21 protein-coding genes and 1 tRNA gene are annotated in these 22,020 nt (G+C 60.0%); 9 read left to right on the forward strand and 13 right to left on the reverse strand.

The features are described 5' to 3' along the window. Window positions 1-431 precede the first annotated feature (431 nt). Window positions 432-1,961 carry an NCS1 family nucleobase:cation symporter-1 gene (locus tag C5F71_RS04425; RefSeq protein WP_104910718.1) on the forward strand — a complete coding sequence of 510 codons (1,530 nt, stop codon included), beginning with the start codon at window positions 432-434 and terminating at the stop codon, window positions 1,959-1,961. A gap of 14 nt (window positions 1,962-1,975) precedes the next feature. After that, entirely contained in the window at window positions 1,976-2,704 is a 729-nt protein-coding gene (locus C5F71_RS04430; protein ID WP_104910719.1) for an aspartate/glutamate racemase family protein, read from the forward strand. A gap of 14 nt (window positions 2,705-2,718) precedes the next feature. On the opposite strand, the gene C5F71_RS04435 is transcribed toward C5F71_RS04430, so the two are convergent. Next, on the reverse strand, window positions 2,719-3,174 hold the full coding sequence (locus C5F71_RS04435; protein WP_104910720.1) for an anti-virulence regulator CigR family protein: 456 nt from the start codon (window positions 3,172-3,174) through the stop codon (window positions 2,719-2,721). 79 nt (window positions 3,175-3,253) lie between these two features. Next, complete coding sequence (locus tag C5F71_RS04440) at window positions 3,254-4,177, reverse strand: LysR family transcriptional regulator (protein ID WP_029298312.1); 924 nt, start codon at window positions 4,175-4,177, stop codon at window positions 3,254-3,256. Window positions 4,178-4,304: 127 nt separating this feature from the next. On the opposite strand from C5F71_RS04440, the gene C5F71_RS04445 reads away from it, so the two are divergent. Continuing rightward, window positions 4,305-5,051 carry a 3-oxoacyl-ACP reductase family protein gene (locus C5F71_RS04445; RefSeq protein WP_092231883.1) on the forward strand — a complete coding sequence of 249 codons (747 nt, stop codon included), beginning with the start codon at window positions 4,305-4,307 and terminating at the stop codon, window positions 5,049-5,051. A gap of 34 nt (window positions 5,052-5,085) precedes the next feature. On the opposite strand, the gene C5F71_RS04450 is transcribed toward C5F71_RS04445, so the two are convergent. Then, window positions 5,086-5,775, reverse strand: coding sequence for an HAD-IA family hydrolase (locus C5F71_RS04450; protein ID WP_029298315.1), 690 nt, complete (start codon window positions 5,773-5,775; stop codon window positions 5,086-5,088). 115 nt (window positions 5,776-5,890) lie between these two features. On the opposite strand from C5F71_RS04450, the gene C5F71_RS04455 reads away from it, so the two are divergent. After that, window positions 5,891-6,247, forward strand: a complete 357-nt coding sequence (locus C5F71_RS04455; protein ID WP_029298317.1) for a DUF2784 domain-containing protein — start codon at window positions 5,891-5,893, stop codon at window positions 6,245-6,247. A gap of 28 nt (window positions 6,248-6,275) precedes the next feature. Here C5F71_RS04455 and C5F71_RS04460 read toward each other — a convergent pair whose 3' ends face one another. Next, window positions 6,276-7,322: an alpha/beta fold hydrolase gene (locus C5F71_RS04460; RefSeq protein ID WP_104910721.1), complete on the reverse strand. Its 1,047-nt coding sequence runs from the start codon at window positions 7,320-7,322 to the stop codon at window positions 6,276-6,278. A 235-nt stretch (window positions 7,323-7,557) separates the two neighbouring features. On the opposite strand from C5F71_RS04460, the gene C5F71_RS04465 reads away from it, so the two are divergent. Beyond that, the gene (locus C5F71_RS04465; RefSeq protein WP_071610032.1) at window positions 7,558-7,932 is read left to right on the forward strand and encodes a cytochrome c; all 375 of its coding nucleotides are present in this window, start codon (window positions 7,558-7,560) and stop codon (window positions 7,930-7,932) included. A gap of 93 nt (window positions 7,933-8,025) precedes the next feature. Here the strand turns inward: C5F71_RS04465 and C5F71_RS04470 are convergent, their stop codons facing one another. Continuing rightward, the gene (locus C5F71_RS04470; protein ID WP_092231888.1) at window positions 8,026-8,664 is read right to left on the reverse strand and encodes a hypothetical protein; all 639 of its coding nucleotides are present in this window, start codon (window positions 8,662-8,664) and stop codon (window positions 8,026-8,028) included. A 247-nt stretch (window positions 8,665-8,911) separates the two neighbouring features. Then, window positions 8,912-9,001: transfer RNA gene (locus C5F71_RS04475), tRNA-Ser, on the reverse strand. A 333-nt stretch (window positions 9,002-9,334) separates the two neighbouring features. Here C5F71_RS04475 and C5F71_RS04480 point away from each other — a divergent pair. The 3 genes from C5F71_RS04480 to C5F71_RS04490 all read left to right on the forward strand — a co-directional run bounded on the left by C5F71_RS04480 (window position 9,335) and on the right by C5F71_RS04490 (window position 12,025). Next, complete coding sequence (locus C5F71_RS04480) at window positions 9,335-10,024, forward strand: crotonase/enoyl-CoA hydratase family protein (RefSeq protein WP_029299621.1); 690 nt, start codon at window positions 9,335-9,337, stop codon at window positions 10,022-10,024. 216 nt (window positions 10,025-10,240) lie between these two features. Then, window positions 10,241-10,963: a 1-acylglycerol-3-phosphate O-acyltransferase gene (locus C5F71_RS04485; protein WP_029299623.1), complete on the forward strand. Its 723-nt coding sequence runs from the start codon at window positions 10,241-10,243 to the stop codon at window positions 10,961-10,963. 90 nt (window positions 10,964-11,053) lie between these two features. Further along, window positions 11,054-12,025, forward strand: coding sequence for a magnesium and cobalt transport protein CorA (locus C5F71_RS04490; RefSeq protein WP_104910722.1), 972 nt, complete (start codon window positions 11,054-11,056; stop codon window positions 12,023-12,025). Between the two features lie 24 nt (window positions 12,026-12,049). Here C5F71_RS04490 and C5F71_RS04495 read toward each other — a convergent pair whose 3' ends face one another. From C5F71_RS04495 to C5F71_RS04505, 3 genes are all read right to left on the reverse strand, one after another. After that, window positions 12,050-12,772 (reverse strand): amidotransferase, encoded by a 723-nt coding sequence (locus tag C5F71_RS04495; protein ID WP_029299627.1) that lies wholly within the window; start codon window positions 12,770-12,772, stop codon window positions 12,050-12,052. A 97-nt stretch (window positions 12,773-12,869) separates the two neighbouring features. After that, a complete protein-coding gene (locus C5F71_RS04500; RefSeq protein WP_104910723.1) occupies window positions 12,870-15,014 on the reverse strand; it encodes a 3-hydroxyacyl-CoA dehydrogenase NAD-binding domain-containing protein in 2,145 nt (714 codons plus the stop codon). Between the two features lie 16 nt (window positions 15,015-15,030). Continuing rightward, complete coding sequence (locus C5F71_RS04505; protein ID WP_104910724.1) at window positions 15,031-16,236, reverse strand: acetyl-CoA C-acetyltransferase; 1,206 nt, start codon at window positions 16,234-16,236, stop codon at window positions 15,031-15,033. Between the two features lie 687 nt (window positions 16,237-16,923). On the opposite strand from C5F71_RS04505, the gene C5F71_RS04510 reads away from it, so the two are divergent. After that, entirely contained in the window at window positions 16,924-17,733 is an 810-nt protein-coding gene (locus C5F71_RS04510; RefSeq protein WP_104910725.1) for a cytochrome c, read from the forward strand. A gap of 212 nt (window positions 17,734-17,945) precedes the next feature. Here the strand turns inward: C5F71_RS04510 and C5F71_RS04515 are convergent, their stop codons facing one another. From C5F71_RS04515 to C5F71_RS04530, 4 genes are all read right to left on the reverse strand, one after another. Beyond that, on the reverse strand, window positions 17,946-18,749 hold the full coding sequence (locus C5F71_RS04515; protein ID WP_029299635.1) for a transglutaminase family protein: 804 nt from the start codon (window positions 18,747-18,749) through the stop codon (window positions 17,946-17,948). After that, complete coding sequence (locus tag C5F71_RS04520; protein ID WP_029299637.1) at window positions 18,746-19,696, reverse strand: alpha-E domain-containing protein; 951 nt, start codon at window positions 19,694-19,696, stop codon at window positions 18,746-18,748. The genes C5F71_RS04515 and C5F71_RS04520 overlap by 4 nt, the downstream gene beginning before the upstream one ends. A gap of 4 nt (window positions 19,697-19,700) precedes the next feature. Further along, entirely contained in the window at window positions 19,701-21,110 is a 1,410-nt protein-coding gene (locus C5F71_RS04525; protein WP_104910726.1) for a circularly permuted type 2 ATP-grasp protein, read from the reverse strand. 461 nt (window positions 21,111-21,571) lie between these two features. After that, complete coding sequence (locus C5F71_RS04530) at window positions 21,572-21,913, reverse strand: ribonuclease E inhibitor RraB (RefSeq protein WP_029299641.1); 342 nt, start codon at window positions 21,911-21,913, stop codon at window positions 21,572-21,574. Window positions 21,914-22,020 lie beyond the last annotated feature (107 nt).

Genomic DNA, 22,020 nt, shown 5'->3' on the forward strand with positions numbered 1-22,020 from the left:
CTCCGATATAGCGCTGTGTGGCGAGCCCGCTCGCCACAACAAGCCGCACATTTCATTCACCCCGCCGAAAAATCCCGTACACAATATTGTCACTAACAGTGCCATTTTTGTGTGCACTTCAATTATTTCGCACCGAAAAGTTACACCCCACTTCGGCCAACTTCCTACATCCTCCACACCTACATTCCCGCAATAAAATAAATACCTGTTCAAATGGTCAATTTATAGTTGTTTAAATTCAGCTATTTATTAATAGAACTTGCAAAAACGAAATTAGCCCAGCTTTTGATAGATAAAAACCTGGCACACAAGTGGCTAAGGGAGTTGAAGTCTTTGTATACAACTTCAACAACAACCTTCATACACTTTGTGTCCGCATGCCAGGCGCCCTGCAACCCAGCGCCTGCTGCAGATGCCAGGAGCCTGCCGGAATGCGCACCACTCTCTCCAATAATCTCGCACTGGATCTGCCCTCCTCCACAGCCAGCCCCACGGCCGCAAACCCCGGCCCGCTGGTGCTCAGCCCACGCCTGCACAACAAGGACCTGGCGCCCACCAAGGTCGAAGGCCGGCGCTGGGGTCGCTATAGCATCTTTGCCTTGTGGACCAACGATGTGCACAACATCGCCAACTATTCCTTCGCCATCGGCTTGTACGCCCTGGGCCTGGGTGGCTGGCAGATTCTGTTGTCACTGGGGATCGGCGCGGCGCTGGTGTATTTCTTCATGAACTTGTCGGGTTACATGGGCCAGAAAACCGGTGTGCCGTTTCCGGTGATCAGCCGTATCAGTTTCGGCATTCATGGCGCACAGATTCCCGCGCTGATCCGCGCAGTCATTGCCATCGCCTGGTTTGGTATCCAGACCTACCTGGCCTCGGTGGTATTCCGGGTACTGTTGGTGGCGATTCATCCAGGATTCGCCGACTACGACCACAACGCGATCCTCGGCCTCTCAACCCTGGGCTGGGCGTGTTTTGTGATTATCTGGTTCGTGCAACTGGTGATCCTGGCCTACGGCATGGAAATGGTCCGCCGCTACGAAGGCTTTGCCGGCCCGGTGATCCTGCTGACTGTTGCGGCGCTGGCCGGTTGGATGTACTTCCAGGCTGGCGGCAATATCGCCTGGTCCATCCGCGAGCCCCTGAGCGGTGGCGAGATGTGGCGCAATATCTTTGCCGGTGGCGCCTTGTGGTTGGCGATCTACGGCACCCTGATCCTCAACTTCTGCGACTTCGCCCGTTCATCGCCCTGCCGCAAGACCATCCAGGTCGGCAACTTCTGGGGCCTGCCGGTGAACATCCTGGTGTTCGCGATCATCACCGTGCTGTTGTGCGGCGGGCAGTTCCAACTCAATGGCCAGGTGATCGAAAGCCCGACCCAGATCATCGCGGCCATTCCCAATACCTTCTTCCTGGTGCTGGGATGCCTGGCATTCCTGATCGTCACCGTGGCGGTGAACATCATGGCCAACTTCGTTGCCCCGGCCTTTGTATTGAGCAACCTGGCGCCCAAATACCTGAACTTCCGCCGCGCCGGGCTGATCAGCGCGTTTCTCGCGGTGCTCATCCTGCCGTGGAACCTCTACAACAGCCCGCTGGTGATTGTGTACTTCCTCTCCGGCCTGGGTGCCCTGCTAGGCCCGCTGTATGGCGTGATCATGGTGGATTACTGGTTGGTCCGTAAGGGCCGGATCGACGTGCCGCAGTTGTACAGCGAAGATCCCAACGGCGCGTATTACTACAGCCGCGGGGTCAACCTGCGGGCGGTGGCTGCGTTTGTCCCGGCCGCGGTGATTGCCATTGTGCTGGCCCTGCTACCGGGTTTTGCCAGCGTCTCACCGTTCTCGTGGCTGTTTGGCGCCGGCATTGCCGGGATGCTGTATTGGCTGATCGCCAAGCGCCAGCCGTTCTATGCCGATATCAGCGGCGAGAGCATCGCTGTCGACAACGTCAGCCATTGATCAAGGAGCATTCCATGCGCATTCTCGTCGTCAACGTCAACACCACCGAATCCATCACCGAAGCCATCGCCCAGCAGGCCCGCAGCGTGGCGGCGGCGGGCACCGAAATTGTCGGGCTGACCCCGTTTTTCGGCGCCGAATCGGTAGAAGGCAATTTCGAAAGCTACCTGGCGGCCATCGCGGTGATGGATCGGGTGATGGCCTACGATCAGCCATTCGATGCGGTCATCCAGGCCGGTTATGGCGAACATGGCCGCGAAGGCCTGCAAGAATTGTTGAACGTGCCGGTAGTGGATATCACCGATGCCGCCGCCAGCACCGCCATGTTTCTCGGCCATGCTTACTCAGTGGTTACCACGCTGGACCGCACGGTGCCGTTGATCGAAGACCGGCTCAAGCTTTCCGGGCTGTATGAGCGCTGCGCCTCGGTGCGGGCCAGCGGTATGGCGGTGCTGGAACTGGAGGAACACCCGTTGCGAGCCATGGAAGCCATCGTGCGCCAGGCCGAGCTGGCCATCAGCGAAGACAAGGCCGAAGTGATCTGCCTGGGTTGCGGCGGCATGGCCGGGCTGGATGAACAGATCCGCCAGCGCACCGGGGTACCGGTGGTGGATGGCGTGACCGCCGCCGTAACCCTGGCCGAAGCACTGGTGAGGCTGGGGTTGTCGACTTCGAAGGTGCGCACCTATGCGACCCCCCGGCCAAAGAACATCATCGGTTGGCCGGGCAGGTTCGCACGCTGAATCGCCGATTTCGGTCAGTTCAAGACGTCATTGAGCACTTCATAAATGATCCCGGTGGCAATCGTCACCAGGATCAGGTCGGTGCCCGCCTGCTGCCATTCGTAGCCGTCGTAATGGGGCAACCGCCCCAACAGGCGTCCATCGAGCTTCTTGGCAATCCCCGGTGGCAGGGGTTTGCCCCGGGCAAGGTTTTTCTGGATGCCCGGCGGCAGGGACGAACCACCGCGCCAGTAGTCGCGGTTGTCACCGAGAATTACCCGCACGCCCCCGATGTCAATTTGCGGGCCATTGTAATGGGCTACCGCGCCCTTCTTGCCTCCACCCTGGCCCTGATTACCCTGGCCACCCTTATTGCCATGGGCACTGCCTTTGTCCTTACCGTTGCCGTTGCCGGGATCGGCCAACAGCGCCGGGGAGCCTGCAATCATCGCCAAGCTGGTAAATACGAGTAAAGCGCGTGATATGGACATGATCCGTCTCGACAGTCGCAAGCCCCATTGGCTCGTATCAGCTTAGAACAGTAGTGGGTAACACGTTCAGTGGTGAGCGCTAAACCGCACTGAAGCGCTGCGCCAACTGCTGCTGGGCAAACTGCTCGAGGATGAAATCAACAAACACTCGAGTCTTGCCCGGCAGCAGTTTGTGCTCGGCGTAATACAGGGAGATGTTGCCGTCATCCACGTACCAGTCGGGCAACACCCGTACCACGGCGCCACTGTCCAGAAACGGCACGGCCATCGGCATGCTGACCAGGGCAATGCCCAGGCCTTGGGTGCAGGCACAGCACGCGGCTTCGGAGTCGCCCATGGTCATGCGTGGCTTGAGCATCAACGGCCGCTGTTCGCGGGCGCGGTTGCTCAATTGCCAGGTCCGCACACGGCCGGTTTGCGGCGAACGGATCAGGATGCCGTTGCACAGCGCCAGGTCTTCGGGAGCACGCACGGGCAGGCGTTGCGCCAGGTAATCGGGCGAGGCCACCAGAATCCGGTGAGCGGGGGTCAACTTGCGCGCGACCACGCCCTGGGGCAGCTCGAACCCGCCGCCGATGGCCGCGTCAAAGCCCTGGCCGATCAGGTCGACCTGGCGATTATCAAAATGCCAGTCAGGGCTGATATCGGGAAACCGCCGCAGGAACTCTGCCAGCAGCGGTACCACATAGCGGTTGCCGAATACCGTGCCCATACTGACTTTGAGCGTGCCCACGGGCCGGCCTTCGGCGCTGGCGAGGTTGGCCACGGCATTCTGGATAGTGGTGAGACTGGCGCTGACCTCTTGCAGGAACAACTTGCCGGCTTCAGTCAATGTCAGGCGCCGGGTGCTGCGCTGGAACAGCCGCACGCCCAGGCGTGCCTCCAGCTTGGCGACGCTCTTGCCGACAGCCGCCGGCGTCAGGCTCAGGTGCCGGGCCGCTTCGGCAAAGCTACCGCCTTCGGCGCTGCGCACGAAGCATTCGATACTGCCGAAGCTCTCCATACCACCTCACTCTAAACTTTTGGTTTACACAGACTATAGCAATCACGGCCTACCGGGACCGGCCAGTGCGGTCGATACTCGCCTCCAACAACGCGGCAACCCTGCCTCGAATGATCTGGAGATCGACATGACCACACAAAACCTCAGCGGCAAAGTTGCCTTGATCCAGGGCGGCTCCCGCGGCATCGGTGCCGCCATCGTCCAGCGCTTGGCGGCCCAGGGCGCAGCTGTGGCCTTTACCTATGTCAGCTCTGCCGCCAAGGCCGAAGACTTGCAAAACAGCGTCATCCGCGCTGGCGGCAAGGCCCTGGCGATTCACGCCGACAGTGCCGATGCAAGCGCCATCCGCAATGCAGTCAGTGCCACTGTCGAAGCGTTCGGGCGCCTGGATATCCTGGTGAACAACGCCGGTGTGCTGGCGGTCGGCCCACTGGAGGATTTCACACTGGAAGACTTTGACCAGACCCTGGCCATCAACGTGCGCAGCGTGTTTATCGCCACCCAGGAAGCGGCCCGGCACATGGGCGAAGGGGGTCGCATCATCAACATCGGCAGTACCAACGCTGAGCGCATGCCCTTCGCCGGTGGCGGGCCATATGCCATGAGCAAAGCCGCGCTGGTGGGCCTGACCAAAGGCCTGGCGCGCGACCTGGGGCCACGGGGGATTACCATTAACAACGTGCAGCCAGGCCCGGTGGACACCGATATGAACCCGGCCAACAGTGAGTTTGCCGAGAGCTTGATCGGGTTTATGGCGGTTGGCCGTTATGGCCAGGTGGAAGAGATCGCCAGCTTTGTGGCTTACCTGGCGGGGCCAGAGGCCGGATACATCACCGGTGCCAGCTTGACCATCGATGGTGGCTTCAGCGCCTGACCCTTGTAGGAGCCGGCAAGCCGGCTCCTGCACTTCAGCGCAGCGGCGGCAGGCCGTAGGCAGCCAGATCGAAGTCCGCGAGTTTGCGGATGATCTGGTCGGCGTGAGCGTACTTGCTGTCGGCCATGGCTTCATCAGGCACCGCGATGGCAGTCATGTTCGCGGCCTTGGCAGCGGTCACGCCAAACGGTGAATCTTCAAACACCAGGCAATCCTCGGGCGCAACGCCCAGGCGGCGGGCGGCGGTGAGGAAGATGTCCGGCGCAGGCTTGGCAGCGCCAACTTCCGGATCGTCAGCGGTGACGATGGTGCCGAACAGGCCAAACCACTCCCGGTGCAGCGTGGTCTTGTGGCCAAACGAATTGCGCGACGAACTGGTGCCCACGGCGATGGGGATGTTATGCGCCTTCAAATGCCGCACCAACGCCTCGGCGCCCGGCATGCCCAACGCCTTGGGAAAACGCTCGCTCATCAACGGCTCGCGGATGCGCAGGAATTCTGCAGGCGTGATCGGCAAGTCCAGGGCCTCGACCACATATTCGGCCAGATCCTGGGCGCCACGGCCGATGATGTGCTGCTTGATACCCCAGTCGTAGGTGCGGCCATAGCGCTCGGCGATGATCTGCGTGACTTCGGTGTAGATGCCTTCGGTGTCCAGCAACAACCCGTCCATATCGAAAATCACGGCCTTGATCGGGCCGACAGCAGTACGCGATGCGCTCATCACAAAAGATCCGTGGCAAAGGACTAAAAGGATTCAGCACAATAACGGCCCTGCCAGCCTGCAAGCAACTCATTATCCCTTAGACTGGCGGCCTACCCGTTCAAGCGAACCCGATATGCTTTTGCGCATTGCTGCCGACAGCCTGGTGCTGTTTCACCTGTGTTTTATCCTGTTTGTGCTGTTCGGAGGCCTGCTGGCCCTGCGCTGGCGCCGGGTCATCTGGCTGCATTTGCCCGCCGCAGCCTGGGGCATGGCCGTCGAGTTCTTCCACCTGCCCTGCCCCCTGACCCGCTGGGAAAACCTGCTGCGCCACCTCGCCGGGCAGGAGGGGTATGGCGCAGGTTTTATCGAGCATTACATTATTGCCCTGATCTATCCCGCCGGGCTGACACCACAGATCCAACTGGGCCTGGGCGCGCTGGTGCTGGTGATTAATATTGCGGTGTATACGCGCCTGGTCAGGCGCTGGTAGCGATTCGTTGCAGGCATGGGTAGCCCGATCACAACTCTTCGCCTGACCATCGCGCCAGAAATTCAACGATCAATGAGGTGGTCTGCTGCTGGATCACCTCACGCGGTCGGGCCCCCGCGCCATCCCGGCAGATCATGCCATCGCCCGGCGAACTCTCTTCGATCAACGCCTCCCCGCCCGGCTTGCACACCGCCATGAAGCTGAAGTGAGTGGCGTCGCTGATTTCGACATAACGGGTCGCTGCCGGTGGCAGGCGCTTGGCCAAATCAGCGGACTCCAGCTCAGCGGGAAGCTCGGTCGAGGGCACGCCCGCCGCAATCACCAACGTCGGCACCGACACCGCCGCCAGGCTTTGATCGGTAAACCCACGGGACAGGCCCAGGTCCAGCGACACAATGGCGCTGACCCGCTTGTCGCTCAAATCCGCCGCCAACTGCGCCTGGGCTGCCGGGGTACTGGCGGGGCTCATCTGCTGGTAGACCGCGCAAGGGGCCAACTGCGAGTGAACCTTGCAGTCCTGGGCAAACCGCGCGGGGTCGAAACGTGCGCCGGCGACTTCCAGCGCCGTCCAACCGCCGAGTGAATGACCCACTACCGCTATGCGGCTCGGCTGCACGTTGCCGAATTGATTTGGCTGCGCCAGTACCGCGTCGATAGCGCGGCGGATATCCACCGGCCGCCGCCATAACTGCGCAGCGGCTTGAGCACTGCGGTCCTTGCTGGTCGTACCAGGATGGTTGACCGCCGCCACGATAAACCCCTGATGCGCCAGGGCACTGGCCAACCACGCCTGGTTGCCCCAACTGCCACCGAAGCCATGGGAAAGCACCACCAGTGGATGCTTGCCGATCGACGGTGGCGCATCGCGCACGGCTGGGGCGCCGATGAATACGGCGTTATCGGCGATCAACTCGGGCGTGGTGGTGGTGGCGCTGGGGTACCAGACGACCATCTCCAATGGGCGGTCGTTGCTTGGGTCTGCCAGCGTGGAGGCCTGGAAGCCGATGGAGTTATTGCTGGCAAGTGCGGGGGTGGTTGCACAGATCAGAAGCAGAGCGCCGAGGGATGCTTTCAATGGATCTTCCTTGATTGGGCCAACTGCGAGAGCGTTGGAATATAACGGAACAGATTCGCTGCGTATGCCCATATCACGCGCTTTCAGGCGCCGAAAAATCAAAAACCACCGACTTTATCTAGCCGAATCATGGGGTTGTGTTGTAGAAATCCCACGGTAATAACGTGCGCGAGCGCATTACCTATGCGCTGTGCCCTCGACTCAGATCCGGCTCAAACAACAAGACCCTATAAAAATGAAAATACTGCTCATCGCTTCGCTGGGATTGCTATCGCTCATTCAAACTTCACTATCCATTGCGGATAATGCCAATGGAAAAAACCTCTTTTTGCAACGATGTGCCATGTGCCACGGAACAGATATCAAGGGAACAGGGCCCTTGGCAAATAAGAGCAATCCCCCTACGCCGAACCTCACAACAACCGCCTTCAAGAAACGGCTGCATGATTATCCGGGCGTTATTGTCTCCTCGATAATACTTAGGCCAAATGGAGACTTGATTCCAAGAACCCTAAAAGAGAATGGTGTGAAGTTGTCGCCACACGCTTGGAGCATTCAGGACTTACGCGATTTAAACCAATACATGAGCCGGGTGATTTCAAAAAGCTGATAACGCTTAGAAAAGAGCAGCCTCAAAAAGGCTGCGCACCGGGCTTCAAGGTTTACCTAAGCGGCGATCAACACTGCACCTGCGTCCTGCACTTCAAGGCAAAGGCGCAGCATTGACGGTGTACCAACCCGACGGGGTCTTGGCACACACCCGCGGTCTTAGCGGCGTCTCCACTGTGGTATTGGCCTGAGTGGATAGTTGGCGAACGGCAATTACGCAGCCGGCCTTGAACGTGCTGAGCTTAATAACTTGAAGTTCCATCTCATAGTCTTTGCCAGGCTCGGGGATGAGCGTGACGGGCGCTGGAAAGCAGGAGATTTGCGATCCGCCCATGGCAAACCCCGCAATAAAGGGTTTACCGGCCGCAATAACATGCTCATCAAACACCTTGGGCGACTGATTGATGGCTTTGCTCGCCTTGCTGGCAGGCATGCCAATCACACTGTTCTGGCTGTCGGTCGCCCGAAAAGGGTACAGACCCGGCGAGTCGACATGCGCAGGTTGCCACCCAGCTTCTTCAGGTGTTTTGGTCAGCAGAGACTCGTTGTAAAACATCTCGCAGGTCTGACCACTGATAAAGCCCGCGTTGGTGGTATCACCCGTGATCAGGCGAATACGAGCAGTGTTGGCCGGGTCATATTGGCTGATCTGTACTTCGTTGCGAACATCGGTTTTAGTCGTGGCGCAGCCAATAAGAGCCAAGCTGATAGCCAGCGGGAAGAGTAAACGCATGGGTAACCTTCATATCCTGTGAGGGTTGGTGGCCGCGACGATACTATAAGGACGCGCAGTTGCCCACTTGCCACCCGGCCACGCAGAAATGCTGCTTCGCTCAAAAAACCGGCTGGCCAATGGGGTGGGGAACCGTTAGCAGACATGGAAAACCAGTCATCTGTCCCGTATCGCCTTTTTCCAGATGCCAGAAACCACAAACCCCCGGCTTTCTCTAGGAAAACCGGGGGTTCGTGTTTGTAAAATGTGGCGGTGAAGGAGAGATTCGAACTCTCGATACAGTTTCCTGTATACACACTTTCCAGGCGTGCTCCTTAAGCCACTCGGACACTTCACCGTATCTCGTCAAACTGATTCAGTCTGTCGAGGCGCGCTAATGTAGTCGAAAGCTTTTCCGATGGCAAAGGTTTTTTTCAGAATTTTCATGCGCTTAGACGGTTATCTCGGCCCACGCGCCTCTGGAAGGGGGTGAAGGGTGACGATTGTGCCATTCTCAAGGCCTGTCGACAGGCGTGCAGAGTGGCTGGCGAGCGCTGTCGTGGCCTGCTCCAGGCCGGCGGGTGGGGAAAAGGCTGACTGGCCAGTCAGTCACGGCGCTTTACCGGGGCGGTCATGCTGGGTAACGTCTGCGGCCTGCCCTTCTATTAAACGTATTACAAGGAATCGCGTCATGAGTGAGTTGATTGCCTACCACCTCGAAGACGGTATCGCGACCCTGACCTTGAGCAACGGTAAGGTCAATGCCATTTCCCCTGCCGTGGTCAGTGCGTTTAATGAAGCGCTGGACCAGGCCGAGAAGGATCGCGCGGTGGTGATCATCACCGGTACGCCGGGGATTCTGTCCGGTGGTTATGATTTGAAGGTGATGACGGCCGGCCCTAAAGAAGCGGTCAGCCTGGTGACGTCGGGCTCGACCCTGGCGCGCCGTCTGTTGTCGCACCCCTTCCCGGTGATTGTGGCGTGCCCGGGGCATGCGGTGGCCAAGGGGGCGTTCTTGTTGTTGTCGGCCGATTACCGGATTGGTGTCGAGGGGCCATTTAGCATTGGCCTGAATGAAGTCATGATCGGCATGACCATGCACCACGCTGGCATTGAATTGGCACGTGATCGCCTGCGTAAGTCGGCGTTTAATCGTTCGGTGATCAATGCCGAAATGTTCACCCCGCAGGAGGCATTGAATGCCGGCTTCCTCGACAAGGTGGTAGCGCCAGAGGAGTTGCACGCGGCGGCCCTGGAAGCAGCGCGGCAGTTGAAGAAGATCAATATGAACGCTCACAAGCACACCAAGCTGAAGGTGCGTAAAGGCCTGTTGGACCTGCTGGATAACGCGATCATCCAGGACCAGGAGCATCTGGGCTGAGTCACCCACGCCTGTATCAAATAAAGCCCGACCACGTGTCGGGCTTTTTCTTACGTGCCATTCAGAATTGCCTTGCAACCGCTCTAGATGGCATCTGTCTCAATCTGTTGAAACATGTACTTAAACATCGCCCATCTCCTACCTCTACAGGGGTAATTGCCGAATACAGTGCACGTCCGTACACTGCGCCACCTTTTGTCCCGATGGTCCGTGTCGATGCTCTATTTTTTACGCATGTTATTGATGGGCCTGCATTTTCTGATCGCCGGTGTTCTGGGGGTGTTGCTGGGTGTGTGCCGGCCGTTCAACCCGGATAACAGCCGCCTGTGCGCGCGCCTCTATGCACTGCCTGCCATGTGGATCCTGCGGCTGCGGGTCAAGGCGCAAGTGGACTCGCTGCGCAACAAGCCCAGCAGTTGCGTGATTATTGCCAACCACCAGTCCAACTACGATTTGTTCGTGTTCGGCAACGTAGTGCCCTACCGCACCGTGTGTATCGGCAAAAAAAGCCTGAAGTGGGTGCCGCTGTTCGGGCAACTGTTCTGGCTGGCGGGCAATGTGTTGATTGACCGTGGCAATGCCCAGAAGGCGCGACGGTCGATGTTGTCCACCACTCATACCCTGCAACACGAGGACACGTCGATTTGGGTGTTTCCGGAGGGCACCCGCAACCTGGGTGAATCTTTGTTGCCGTTCAAGAAGGGCGCGTTCCAGATGGCGATTGCCGCCGGGGTGCCGATTGTGCCGGTGTGTGTCAGTACCTATGTGAAGCAGATGAAGCTCAATCGCTGGAACAGTGGCGATATTTTGATCCGGTCATTGGCGCCAATTCCTACGACTGGTTTGACGATGGATGACATGCCCGGGTTGATGGAGAAGTGCCGGGGGCAGATGGTCGAGTGTATTGAAGCCATGGATCGAGAATTGCAAAACCGCTGAATCGTAGGAGCTGGCAAGCCGGCTCCTACAATGTGGTGTTTCAGGCTAAGCTGGCCGGTTACTGCCACTTGTAAAGAAGCGATCAGCATTATGGGTAGAGTTGTTGCGGCGGCCGTCTATAGCGCCGGGAAAAAAGTCAGGGATATCACCCTCGATGAAGGCGCCGCCTGGGCGGCCAAGCCCGGTCACTTTGTGTGGATCGGCCTGGAAGAGCCCGACGCCCAGGAACTGGCCAATCTGCAACGCCAGTTCAACCTGCATGAACTGGCCATCGAAGACGCCCTGGAAAAACACAGCCGGCCGAAGCTGGAGACCTTTGGCGACGCGCTGTTTATCGTGACCTACTCGCCGGTACGCCACGAGGGCAAGCTGGAGTTTATCGAGACCCATATCTTCGCCGGCAACGGCTATATCATCACCGCCCGCAACGGCCACTCGGCGTCCTACGGCTATGTGCGCCAGCGCTGTGAGGCACGGCCGCTCTTGCTGGAGCACGGGGAAGATTTCGTACTCTATGCGCTGTTGGATTTTGTCACCGAAAACTACCAGCCCGTGAGCGAGGCGATTCACGCCGAGATCGATGCGCTGGAGCACAACGTGTTGTGCAACTCCCTCAATGAGCGCGATATCCAGAACCTGCACGGCCTGCGCCGGGACGTACTGCGGCTGCGCCGGCACGTGGCGCCGATGGTAGAGATCAGCGAGGAACTGCAGAAGCTGAGCTTCCCGTTTATCGACAAGAACATGCGCCCGTACTTCCGCGATGTAGAGATCCACGTCACACGGCAGATGGAAGACCTTTCGACCCTGCGTGACATCGCCAGCCAGACCATCGAGATCGGCGTGCTGCTCGAAGCCTCGCGCCAGAGCGTGGTGCAGCGCAAGTTTGCGGCCTGGGCGGCGATCCTCGCGTTCCCCACGGCAGTGGCCGGGATCTATGGGATGAACTTCCAGAACATGCCGGAGCTGCAATGGCACTACGGCTATTTTGCGGTATTGGGATTTATCGCGGCGGGGTGCACAGGCTTGTGGGCCAGCTTCAAGCGTTCGGGGTGGCTGTAGCCTGCCCACCCCAGCCGGCCAGGGTCAGGCAACCTGCGGCTTGTGGGCCACAAAGCGCATCATCCATTCCGCCACGGTGACGCCGTGGTGGTCGCGGGCAAGGCTGGCGACGCCTTGCTGATAGATCTGCTCGCCAAGGTTGAGCTGGCGAATATCGAGCAAGGCCCGGGAGTAGTCGTGGATAAACTCCGGATGCCCCTGGAAGCACAGCACCTGGTCATTAATGTGATAAGCGGCAAACGGGCAGAAATCGCTGGAGGCAATCACCGTGGCGTTTTCCGGCAACGCCGTGACCTGGTCCTGATGGCTGATCAACAGGGTCAGTTCTTCCACCACCGGGCTCATCCACGGGGCCTTGGCGGCCAGTTGATAGTTGTGGGTGCCCACGCCCCAACCCTGGCTCGCGCGCTCGCTCTTGCCGCCCAGCAGCAGCGCCAGCAGTTGATGGCCGAAGCAGATGCCGAGCAACTTGTCGCCCCGCTCGTAGCGGTTCAACAGGTAGGCCTTGAGGGTTTCGATCCACGGGTCGGTGGCGAAAGAGTCCGCCTTGCTGCCCGTCACCAGGTAGGCGTCGAACACCTCGCTGTCAGCCGGGTAGTCACCTTGCATCACGTTGTAGACGATGAACTCGGCGGCAATCGGCTGCTGTGAAAACAGGCGCTGGAACATCTGCCCGTAACCTTGATATTGATCGACCAGTTCCGGACGCAGGATATCGGTTTCCAGAATGCAGACGCGTAGCGACATAAAAAATACCTGACACGGTGATGGGAATAACGCACACCCACCAGCCTGCCCTGAAATACCCTTTCAAGGCAAGCCCCAACCGTGTCTGGCCGGGTGGCTAGAACGTAGCGCCTTGGGCGGCCTTTTCCAGCAGCAAGGCCGGCGGGTTGAACCGCTCGCCGTATTGCTCGGCCAGGTAACGCGCCCGCGCCACGAAGTCGTTCAGCCCGTACTGGTTGATAAACTGCAACGCCCCGCCGGTCCAGGCGGCAAAGCCGATGCCGAAGATCGAACCGATGTTGGCATCGGCGGTGGACATCAAGACGCCCTCCTCCACACACCGTACCGTTTCGATAGCCTGGATAAACAGCAGGCGGTCGCGCACGTCCTGCGCCGAAATCTGCTGGCCGGGTTTTTCAAAGCGCACCTTGAGCTCTGGCCACAGGTATTTCTGGCCACCACTGGGGTACTCGTAGAAACCACCTCCCGCCGCCTTGCCCGGGCGCTTGTACTCATTGAGTAGCAGATCGATCACCGCAAAGGCGGGATGCTCGGGCAGTGCCTTGCCTTCGGCCTGCAGATCCTTGGCTGTCTGTTGGCGGATATGGCTCATCAGGCTGAGGGAAACTTCGTCAGAGATTGCCAGCGGGCCAATCGGCATCCCGGCCTTGCGCGCTTCAGTCTCGATCATCGGCGCAGCCACGCCTTCGCCAAGCAAGGTGATGCCTTCGTTGGTAAAGGTACCGAACACCCGCGAGGTGAAGAAGCCACGGCTGTCATTCACCACAATCGGGGTTTTCTTGATTTGCAGTACGAAATCAAAACCGCGGGCCAGGGTTTCATCGCTGGTATTGGCGCCCTTGATGATTTCCACCAGCGGCATTTTTTCCACCGGGCTGAAGAAGTGCAGGCCAATAAACTTGCCTTGATCAGGCACCGCGCTCGCCAGGCCGCTGATGGGCAAGGTGGAGGTATTGGAAGCAATCACCGCCTCGCCCCCTACCACACGCTGGGCCGCCGCCGAGACCTTGGCCTTGAGGTCGCGGTCTTCGAATACCGCTTCGATGATCAGGTCGCAACCGGCCAGGTCGGCGTCGCTGTCTGTCGGATGGATCCGCGCCAGGGTGCTGTCGCGCTGCTCAGCCGTCAGTTGCCCACGGCTGACTTTCTTGTCCAGTAGCGCCGCCGAATGGGCCTTGCCCTTCTCTGCCGCCGCCAGCGTCACGTCCTTGAGCACCACGTCCACCCCCGCCGATGCGCTGGTGTAGGCAATCCCTGCGCCCATCATGCCGGCACCGAGGATGCCGACCTTGCGCGTGACATACGGCGCAAACCCCGCAGGCCGTGAGCCTCCGGCGTTGATCTGGTTAAGCTGGAACCAGAAGGTGCCGATCATGTTCTTCGCCACCTGGCCGGTGGTGAGTTCGGTGAAGTAGCGGGTCTCGATCAGGTGCGCGGTGTCGAAGTCCACTTGGGCGCCTTCCACGGCAGCACAGAGGATTTTCTCCGGCGCTGGGAAGCAACCATTGGTTTTGCTGCGCAGGATCGACGGTGCAATGGCAAGCATCTGCGCAACTTTTGGGTTGGACGGCGTGCCGCCGGGGATCTGGTGGCCCTTGATATCCCAAGGTTGCCTGGCCGCAGGATTGGCCAGGATCCAGGCCCGGGATTTGGCCAGCAGCTCTTCCCGGTCTGCCGCCAACTCGTCGATCAAGCCCGCTTGCAAGGCCTTTTGCGCGCTGACCTTCTTGCCTTCGAGCAAATACGGCAAGGCCTTCTCCAGGCCCAGCATGCGCACCATGCGCACTACTCCGCCGCCGCCCGGCAGCAGGCCGAGGGTCACTTCCGGCAAGCCGATCTGTACGCCAGGATGATCCAGCGCCACCCGATGCTGGCACGCCAGGCACAGCTCCCAGCCACCGCCGAGGGCTGCGCCGTTGATCGCGGCCACCACCGGTTTGCCGAGGGTTTCCAGGCTGCGCAATTGCGCCTTCAGGCCCAGGACCATGTCGTAGAACGCCTTGGCGTGCGGCTTGTCGACTTTGATCAGTTCATTGAGGTCGCCGCCGGCAAAGAAGGTTTTTTTCGCCGAGGTGATGATGACCCCGGCGATCTCATCCTTATCAGCTTCCAGCCGCGCAACAGTGGCGGCCATGGCCTCGCGGTAGTCCGCGTTCATGGTGTTGGCACTCTGGCCAGGCATGTCGAGGGTCAGCACCACGATCTGGTCCTGGCCTTTTTCGTAACGAATGGCATCGGTCATGACAGATTCCTTAGGCTCAGAGGCGTTCGATAATGGTGGCGATACCCATGCCGCCGCCCACACAGAGCGTGGCCAGGCCGTAGCGCTGCTGGCGCGCCTCCAGTTCATCGAGCAAGGTGCCGAGGATCGCGCAGCCCGTGGCCCCCAGCGGGTGGCCCATGGCAATCGAACCGCCATTGACGTTGACGCGGGCGGCGTCGATGCCCATGTCCTTGATGAACTTGAGCACCACCGAGGCAAAGGCCTCATTGACTTCAAATAGGTCAATGTCCTCGATTCGCAGGCCGGCCTTGGCCAGGGCCTTGCGGGTGGCGGGCGCTGGGCCGGTGAGCATGATGGTCGGGTCGGTGCTGGTCACCGCCGTGGCGACAATGCGCGCCCGCGGTTGCAGGCCCAGTTCGCGGCCCCGGGCTTCGGAGCCGATCAACATCAAGGCCGCGCCATCGACAATTCCGGAGCTGTTACCCGGTGTGTGCACATGGTGGATGCGCTCGACATGGCTGTAGACCCGCAGGGCAGTGGCATCGAAACCCATCTGGCCCATCATTTCGAAGCTGGGCTTGAGCTTGCCCAACCCTTCGAGGGTCGAATCGCCACGGATGAATTCGTCGTGATCCAGCAGCACGATACCGTTCTGGTCCTGCACTGGGACCAGGGATTTCTTGAAGGAACCGTCTGATCTGGCCCGTGCCGCTTTCTGCTGGGAGTGCAAGGCGAAAGCATCGACATCTTCGCGGGTGAAACCCTCCAGGGTGGCGATCAGGTCGGCGCCGATCCCCTGGGGTGTGAAGTGGCTGTGCATATTGGTCTGCGGGTCCAACACCCAGGCCCCGCCGTCGCTGCCCATGGGCACGCGCGACATGGACTCGACACCGCCCACCACCACCAAGTCCTCGAAGCCGGAGCGCACCTTCATCGCGCCGAGGTTGACCGCCTCCAGGCCCGACGCGCAGAAGCGGTTGACCTGCACACCGGCGACGCTCACATCCCAATCAGCCACCAGCGCAGCGGTCTTGGCGATATCCGCGCCCTGGTCCCCAACGGGCGTAACGCAGCCAAGCACGATGTCATCCACTTGGCGGGTATCCAGGTCGCTGCGCTGCTGCAGAGCGGTGAGCAAGCCGGCCACCAGGTTCACCGGTTTGACGCTATGCAACGCGCCATCGGCCTTGCCTTTGCCCCGGGGCGTGCGTATCGCATCAAAGATCAAAGCTTGGGTCATGACGTCCTCGAACCACTGTGCAATGGAGCTCTCAAGGCGAGAGCCGACCGTGCCCTTACCTTAAGCGCCACGAGGGCAGATTCAATGACCAATGCGCTCATTGACCTTGACGACCGCGCTCAGACGAACGGTAGCGGACTGTCGGAAACACCGGGTTAATCGTTTTAGCTGTCTAGCCAAGGGCCTGGCGCGAAGATGGCTATATGCCTCATACCCTTTTAAAAGGATTTAAATATAACTTGATATGAAAGCGATCTAAGCCACGCCGCACATGGGCTCTAAGGTTGAATCAGTAAGAAGTGTATGAAGCTGCTGCCGGGTCTTGCTGGAGCAGCTGTAAGAAAAATGCCATCTAGTCGGCTTAACGTAACGAATGGATGGTGCTTGCATCGGCGCATTTGACGCTCAGGAATAACAACAAAAGGCAGTCAGCCATGTTCAAACAATCGAAAGTTCGCCAGGCGGGGCTAATTCTCTTCGCCACTACTCTGATTCTGATTTTGCCCAATCTCACCAAGATCATTGGCTGAGCAGGCAGGTCACACCTCGACATTGCAGCCTTTGGCAGCACCGCCCGGGCAACCGCGTAAAGCGTTCCCGTGGCTGGGGCTGTCTTTTTTTGCATACAGTTGAGCGGCGGTTTTCCGCTATCGTAGCCCGTATCGCCATTGCCACCTGGGCTGCGCCTTGAAACAAATCATTGTCCTACTAATGGTCCTGGTCGGCCCCGTCAGCGCCGCCGAGTTAACCATCGAGCTGGATCACAGCCGCACCACCTGGCACACCGCCGAGCTGCTCAAGCACCCGGCTGCCCAGACCGTGCAGATCGTCGATGACGTTTCCTACAAGCGCAATATGACCTATCGCGCCGTACCGATGGCCGCACTCTTACCGGGCCTGACCGTGCAGAACCATGTGCAGGCGGTGGCGCTCGATGGTTTTGCCGCCGAACTGGCCGCCGCGCCGCTGCTTGCGCAAAGCGGCGCGCAGGCGTGGCTGGCGGTTGAAGATCCGGCCCGGCCCTGGCCACCCTTGGCCAATGGCAAGCCCAGCGCCGGGCCGTTCTATCTGGTGTGGACCCAGCCCCAGGCGAGCGGGATCAGCCCGGAACAATGGCCCTTCCAGATCTCGACGATCAAACAACTGAAAACCGTTGCCGAACGCTTCCCGGCGCTGCTGCCCGACCCGGCTCTGGCGGCGGATGATCCGATCAACCAGGGGTTCGCCCTGTTTCAGAAAAACTGCCTGGCCTGCCATCGTCTAAATGGCGCGGGGGACGCGCAGGTAGGACCGGACCTGAATGTGCCCTACAGCCCGACCGAGTACTTCGGCAGCGACTTCCTCAAGCGTTATATCCGCGATCCCCAGAGCCTGAGGCATTGGCCGCAGGCGAAGATGCCGGCGTTTGCCGCCAGCGTGTTGCCTGATGCCGAACTGGACCTGCTGGTGGAGTATTTGAAGCATATGGCCGCTCGCAAAACCGGCGCGGCCTTGTAGGCATCGGCATCTACACAATTTTGCCGCAGCGCATAAATCCTGGCAGAGAGGGCTGTTGTGGCGGGCGGGAGATGCGGTGTATCAGATACTCCGTAGCGGCTGGTTTTGGGGCTGCTTCGCAGCCCAGCGCGGGGCGAGCCCGCTCGCCACAGGGGAGTTCGTCAGTGTCTGAAAGTTGTGTAAATACCGATGTCCTGTAGGAGGCGGCGGGATTATTGCTGCTGCACCAGGATCACCGGGGTCGGCGCCACGAATACCCGTGCGTGCATCTGCTCATGCCCGCCGCCACGCCGCATGCCGCGCACCGGGCAGGCGTCGAGGTAATCCAGGCCCACGGCCAGTTTCAAATGGCGCTCCGGGCGGGCCAGTTGGTTGGTCACATCGAAGCTGTACCAGGCGTCATCCAGCCAGGCTTCAGCCCAGGCATGGCTGGCCAGGTGCTCGCTGTCCTCGCTGTACAAATACCCCGACACATACCGCGTAGCGATCCCCAGGCTGCGGGCGCAGGCCAGGAAGGCGTGGGCGTGATCCTGGCAAACGCCGGCACGCCCGGCGAACGCCTCGGCCGCACAGGTCTCCACTTGCGTGGCTCCCGGCACATAGACGATGTGCTGGTTGAGGGCGTGCATCAGGTCGATCAGTGCATTGCGATCCCGGCGCTTGCCGCAGTGCTGTTGGGCAAAGGCGCGCAGGGCCTCGTCCGGTTCGGTCAGGCGCGTGGCACGCTGGTAGGGAAATGGCGATTGGCTGTCATGTTCGGCCTCGCGCCACTCGTCAATATCCACCTGGCCGCGAGCACCGATGATGATCGATTCATGGGGCTCATCCATGGTCAGCACATGCAGGATATTGCCGAACGGGTCCAACTGGGCCCGCACCGGACGCGGCAAATCGAGCTGCCAACTGAGTACATGCTGGCGCTCGCTGTCGTGAGGCGTCAGGCGCAAATATTGGATGCTGGCGCGCACCTGGTCTTCGTAGCGGTAGGTGGTTTCGTGGCTGATGGAAAGTCTCATGCCGCCTCCAGGTAGGAATGATGAATGGCGTTACCCAACTGGCGTACCAGTGGGATGAAATCGGTCAGCCAGGCGTGCAGGCCTTCCTCGAGGATTTCGTCAATGGCCGTAAAGCGCAGGCGTGCGTCCATCTCGGCAGCCAGGCGCTGTGCCGGGCGGCCATTGATGCCAGGCAGGCTGGCGAGAATCTGGTCGATTTCTTCACTGCACGCGCGCAAAGAACGCGGCACATCGGCGCGCAGCAGTAACAGTTCGGCCACCTGGCGAGCACCGGGCGCATCACGGTAGATCTCGGTGTAGGCCTCGAATGACGACAAGGCGCGCAGCAGCGCACTCCACTGGTAATAGGCATGGGCGGTGCCATCAATCACCACTTCGGCCTGGTCCCCGGCCATCTCGTAGCGGGCGTCCAACAGGCGCAGGGTGTTGTCGGCCCTTTCGATAAAGGTGCCTAGGCGAATAAAACGAAAGGCGTCATTGCGCATGATGGTGCCGTAGGTCGCGCCGCGAAACAGGTGGGAACGTTCCTTGACCCACTCGCAGAAACGGCTCATGCCATAACGGCTCAGGCCTTCCTGGGCGATGACGCGAATATCCAGCCAGGTGGCGTTGATGTTTTCCCACATGTCCGCGGTAATCCGCCCACGCACGGCATGGGCGCTGGCGCGGGCCGCCCCCAGGCAACTGTAGATACTCGCCGGGTTGGCGGCGTCCAGGGCGAAGAAATGCAGCAGGCGCTCGGCGTGTAACTCGCCGTGACGCTCGCGGTAGTCGTCCAGGGTGCCGGTGATCAGCAGAGGCATGGCCAGTTCGTGCAAGCCATCGCCACGCCCATCCTGGGGCATCAGTGACAGTGAATAGCTGACATCCAGCATGCGCGCGAGGTTTTCCGCGCGCTCCAGATAGCGTGACATCCAATACAAATCCGAGGCAGTTCTGCTCAACATGGTTTTATTCCTCGACCACCCAGGTGTCTTTGGTGCCGCCGCCCTGGGACGAGTTGACCACCAGCGAGCCTTCGCGCAGCGCCACACGGGTCAGCCCCCCCGGTACTACGCGGGTTTCCTTGCCGGACAGGACGAACGGCCGCAAGTCGATATGCCGGGGCGCGATGCCGTTTTCGACAAAGGTCGGGCACGTCGACAGGCACAGGGTCGGCTGGGCGATGTAGGCATGGGGCTTGGCTTTGATCCGCGCACGGAAGGCTTCGATCTCGGCGGCCGTGGCGGCCGGGCCGACCAGCATGCCGTAGCCACCGGAACCTTGGGTCTCCTTGACCACCAACTCCGGCAGATTCGCCAGGACGTGGGAAAGCTCGTCAGGCTTGCGGCATTGGAACGTCGGAACGTTCTTGAGAATCGGCTCTTCATCCAGGTAAAAACGGATCATGTCGGTGACGAAGGGATACACCGACTTGTCATCCGCTACCCCGGTGCCAATGGCATTGGCCAGCACCACGTTGCCCGAACGGTAGGCGGCCAACAGCCCCGGCACGCCGAGCATCGACTCCGGGTTGAAGGCCAGCGGGTCGAGGTAGGCATCGTCGAGGCGACGGTAGATCACGTCCACCGCCTTGGGGCCGTCAGTGGTACGCATGAACACGCGGTCGTCACGTACGAACAGGTCGGCACCCTCCACCAGCTCCACGCCCATTTCCCGGGCAAGGAAGGCATGTTCGAAAAACGCGCTGTTGAATCTCCCAGGCGTCAGCACGACCACGCTGGGGTTCTCCAGCGGGCTGGCGCTTTTCAGGGTGTCGAGCAACAGGTTGGGGTAATGATCGATCGGGGCGATGCGCTGGGCCGCGAACAGTTCGGGGAACAGGCGCATCATCATCTTGCGGTCTTCGAGCATGTAGCTCACGCCGCTGGGGGTGCGCAGGTTGTCTTCCAGCACGTAGTAGCTGCCGTCGCCATCCCGTACGAGATCGACACCCGAGACGTGGGAATAGATATCACGGTGCAAATCCAGGCCCTGCATCGCCAGTTGGTATTGCTCGTTGGCCAGTACTTGCTCGGCCGGAATGATCCCGGCCTTGATAATCCGTTGGTCGTGATACAGGTCGGCAAGGAACAGGTTCAATGCCTTGACCCGCTGAATGCAGCCGCGTTCGACCACTCTCCATTCGCTGGCGGGAATGCTGCGCGGGATGGTATCGAAGGGAATCAGGCGCTCGGTGCCCTGCTCGTCGCCGTACAGGGTGAAGGTGATACCAGCGCGGTGAAACAGCAAATCGGCTTCACGCCGGCGCTGGGCCAGCAGTTCGGGCGGGGTTTCAGCCAGCCAACGGGCGAACTCGCGATAGTGAGGCCGGACCTGGCCGGCCTCATCGTACATTTCATCGTAATAAGTGCGGATCATGCCGAACTCCTTGTCACCCGGACGCAACGGACTGTCGCAAGGCCCGTGCCAGCGGCATAAACACTTAAGTATCAATCAGTTGGATATAGTCAAAGGCAGCGCCGCACCATCCTGGTGCAGCAAATGCCCGGGCCTCGCCCCGCACGCTTCATAGAGACGCAGGCATTGCCTATCACCAGCATAGTCAGAGTTGATTTCACTGCCGGGGAATGCCTGCGGATAATCACCCACATTCGCTGAACAGGATTCGTCCTACACCATCTCCACAGCACCGTCGGTAATTTGCCTGTGCAAATACTGATCGGTTCCCCTTCTCACCGATCTTCCCTTTTGGCCACCCTGCTCCGGTGGCCTTTTTTTGTGCCGGTTTTTTCATATTTAGTTCCCGGCACTTTGCACCGCCACAAACAAAATCGGCCGACCCAAGGGTCAGCCGATACGCTGCGTTATTGATCATGTGTCTACATGGGTAACCCACGAACCTCGTGCTTGACGCCCCACCCTTCGATAATCCCGCCCAAGGGCTCGACTACCGCCTCAAAGTCCTGCTCGAAATCACCGATACCGTCATAGGTGGCGAACATGACCTTGCTCAATTCCAGGAACCAGGCACCGTCATCCCGTGCGCTGACCTGGGCATTGATGGACTCCCCACGAAACCGACCCGCAGCCCGGCGCGCACGTTCCTCATCCGGAAAAATGGCGTAGAACTCGATGGGGTGGAAACGCGAGAAGTCAAAGCCGCCCTCTTTCATGCGGCGTAACACGTGGGTGCTGATGTCTTCTTGATAGGCTGTGCTCATGAAACGTCCTCCTCAACCGATGGATAGACTTTCCGTGCTTCCCAGGGCCTGCGCGTGAACGGCGCAGGTGGACGGCAATGACATCACCGCAGGAAAACAAGCATGTA

Origin of the sequence: Pseudomonas sp. LG1D9 (genome assembly GCF_002949995.1) — a bacterium.
Lineage (GTDB): Bacteria > Pseudomonadota > Gammaproteobacteria > Pseudomonadales > Pseudomonadaceae > Aquipseudomonas > Aquipseudomonas proteolytica.

Excerpts from the sequence above, each read along its gene's own strand:
- C5F71_RS04425 (WP_104910718.1), top strand. The coding sequence starts at position 432 with ATGCGCACCACTCTCTCCAATAATCTCGCACTGGATCTGCCCTCCTCC.
- C5F71_RS04430 (WP_104910719.1), top strand. The coding sequence starts at position 1,976 with ATGCGCATTCTCGTCGTCAACGTCAACACCACCGAATCCATCACCGAA.
- C5F71_RS04435 (WP_104910720.1), bottom strand. The coding sequence starts at position 3,174 with ATGTCCATATCACGCGCTTTACTCGTATTTACCAGCTTGGCGATGATT.
- C5F71_RS04440 (WP_029298312.1), bottom strand. The coding sequence starts at position 4,177 with ATGGAGAGCTTCGGCAGTATCGAATGCTTCGTGCGCAGCGCCGAAGGC.
- C5F71_RS04445 (WP_092231883.1), top strand. The coding sequence starts at position 4,305 with ATGACCACACAAAACCTCAGCGGCAAAGTTGCCTTGATCCAGGGCGGC.
- C5F71_RS04450 (WP_029298315.1), bottom strand. The coding sequence starts at position 5,775 with ATGAGCGCATCGCGTACTGCTGTCGGCCCGATCAAGGCCGTGATTTTC.
- C5F71_RS04455 (WP_029298317.1), top strand. The coding sequence starts at position 5,891 with ATGCTTTTGCGCATTGCTGCCGACAGCCTGGTGCTGTTTCACCTGTGT.
- C5F71_RS04465 (WP_071610032.1), top strand. The coding sequence starts at position 7,558 with ATGAAAATACTGCTCATCGCTTCGCTGGGATTGCTATCGCTCATTCAA.
- C5F71_RS04470 (WP_092231888.1), bottom strand. The coding sequence starts at position 8,664 with ATGCGTTTACTCTTCCCGCTGGCTATCAGCTTGGCTCTTATTGGCTGC.
- C5F71_RS04480 (WP_029299621.1), top strand. The coding sequence starts at position 9,335 with ATGAGTGAGTTGATTGCCTACCACCTCGAAGACGGTATCGCGACCCTG.
- C5F71_RS04485 (WP_029299623.1), top strand. The coding sequence starts at position 10,241 with ATGCTCTATTTTTTACGCATGTTATTGATGGGCCTGCATTTTCTGATC.
- C5F71_RS04490 (WP_104910722.1), top strand. The coding sequence starts at position 11,054 with ATGGGTAGAGTTGTTGCGGCGGCCGTCTATAGCGCCGGGAAAAAAGTC.
- C5F71_RS04495 (WP_029299627.1), bottom strand. The coding sequence starts at position 12,772 with ATGTCGCTACGCGTCTGCATTCTGGAAACCGATATCCTGCGTCCGGAA.
- C5F71_RS04500 (WP_104910723.1), bottom strand. The coding sequence starts at position 15,014 with ATGACCGATGCCATTCGTTACGAAAAAGGCCAGGACCAGATCGTGGTG.
- C5F71_RS04505 (WP_104910724.1), bottom strand. The coding sequence starts at position 16,236 with ATGACCCAAGCTTTGATCTTTGATGCGATACGCACGCCCCGGGGCAAA.
- C5F71_RS04515 (WP_029299635.1), bottom strand. The coding sequence starts at position 18,749 with ATGAGACTTTCCATCAGCCACGAAACCACCTACCGCTACGAAGACCAG.
- C5F71_RS04520 (WP_029299637.1), bottom strand. The coding sequence starts at position 19,696 with ATGTTGAGCAGAACTGCCTCGGATTTGTATTGGATGTCACGCTATCTG.
- C5F71_RS04525 (WP_104910726.1), bottom strand. The coding sequence starts at position 21,110 with ATGATCCGCACTTATTACGATGAAATGTACGATGAGGCCGGCCAGGTC.
- C5F71_RS04530 (WP_029299641.1), bottom strand. The coding sequence starts at position 21,913 with ATGAGCACAGCCTATCAAGAAGACATCAGCACCCACGTGTTACGCCGC.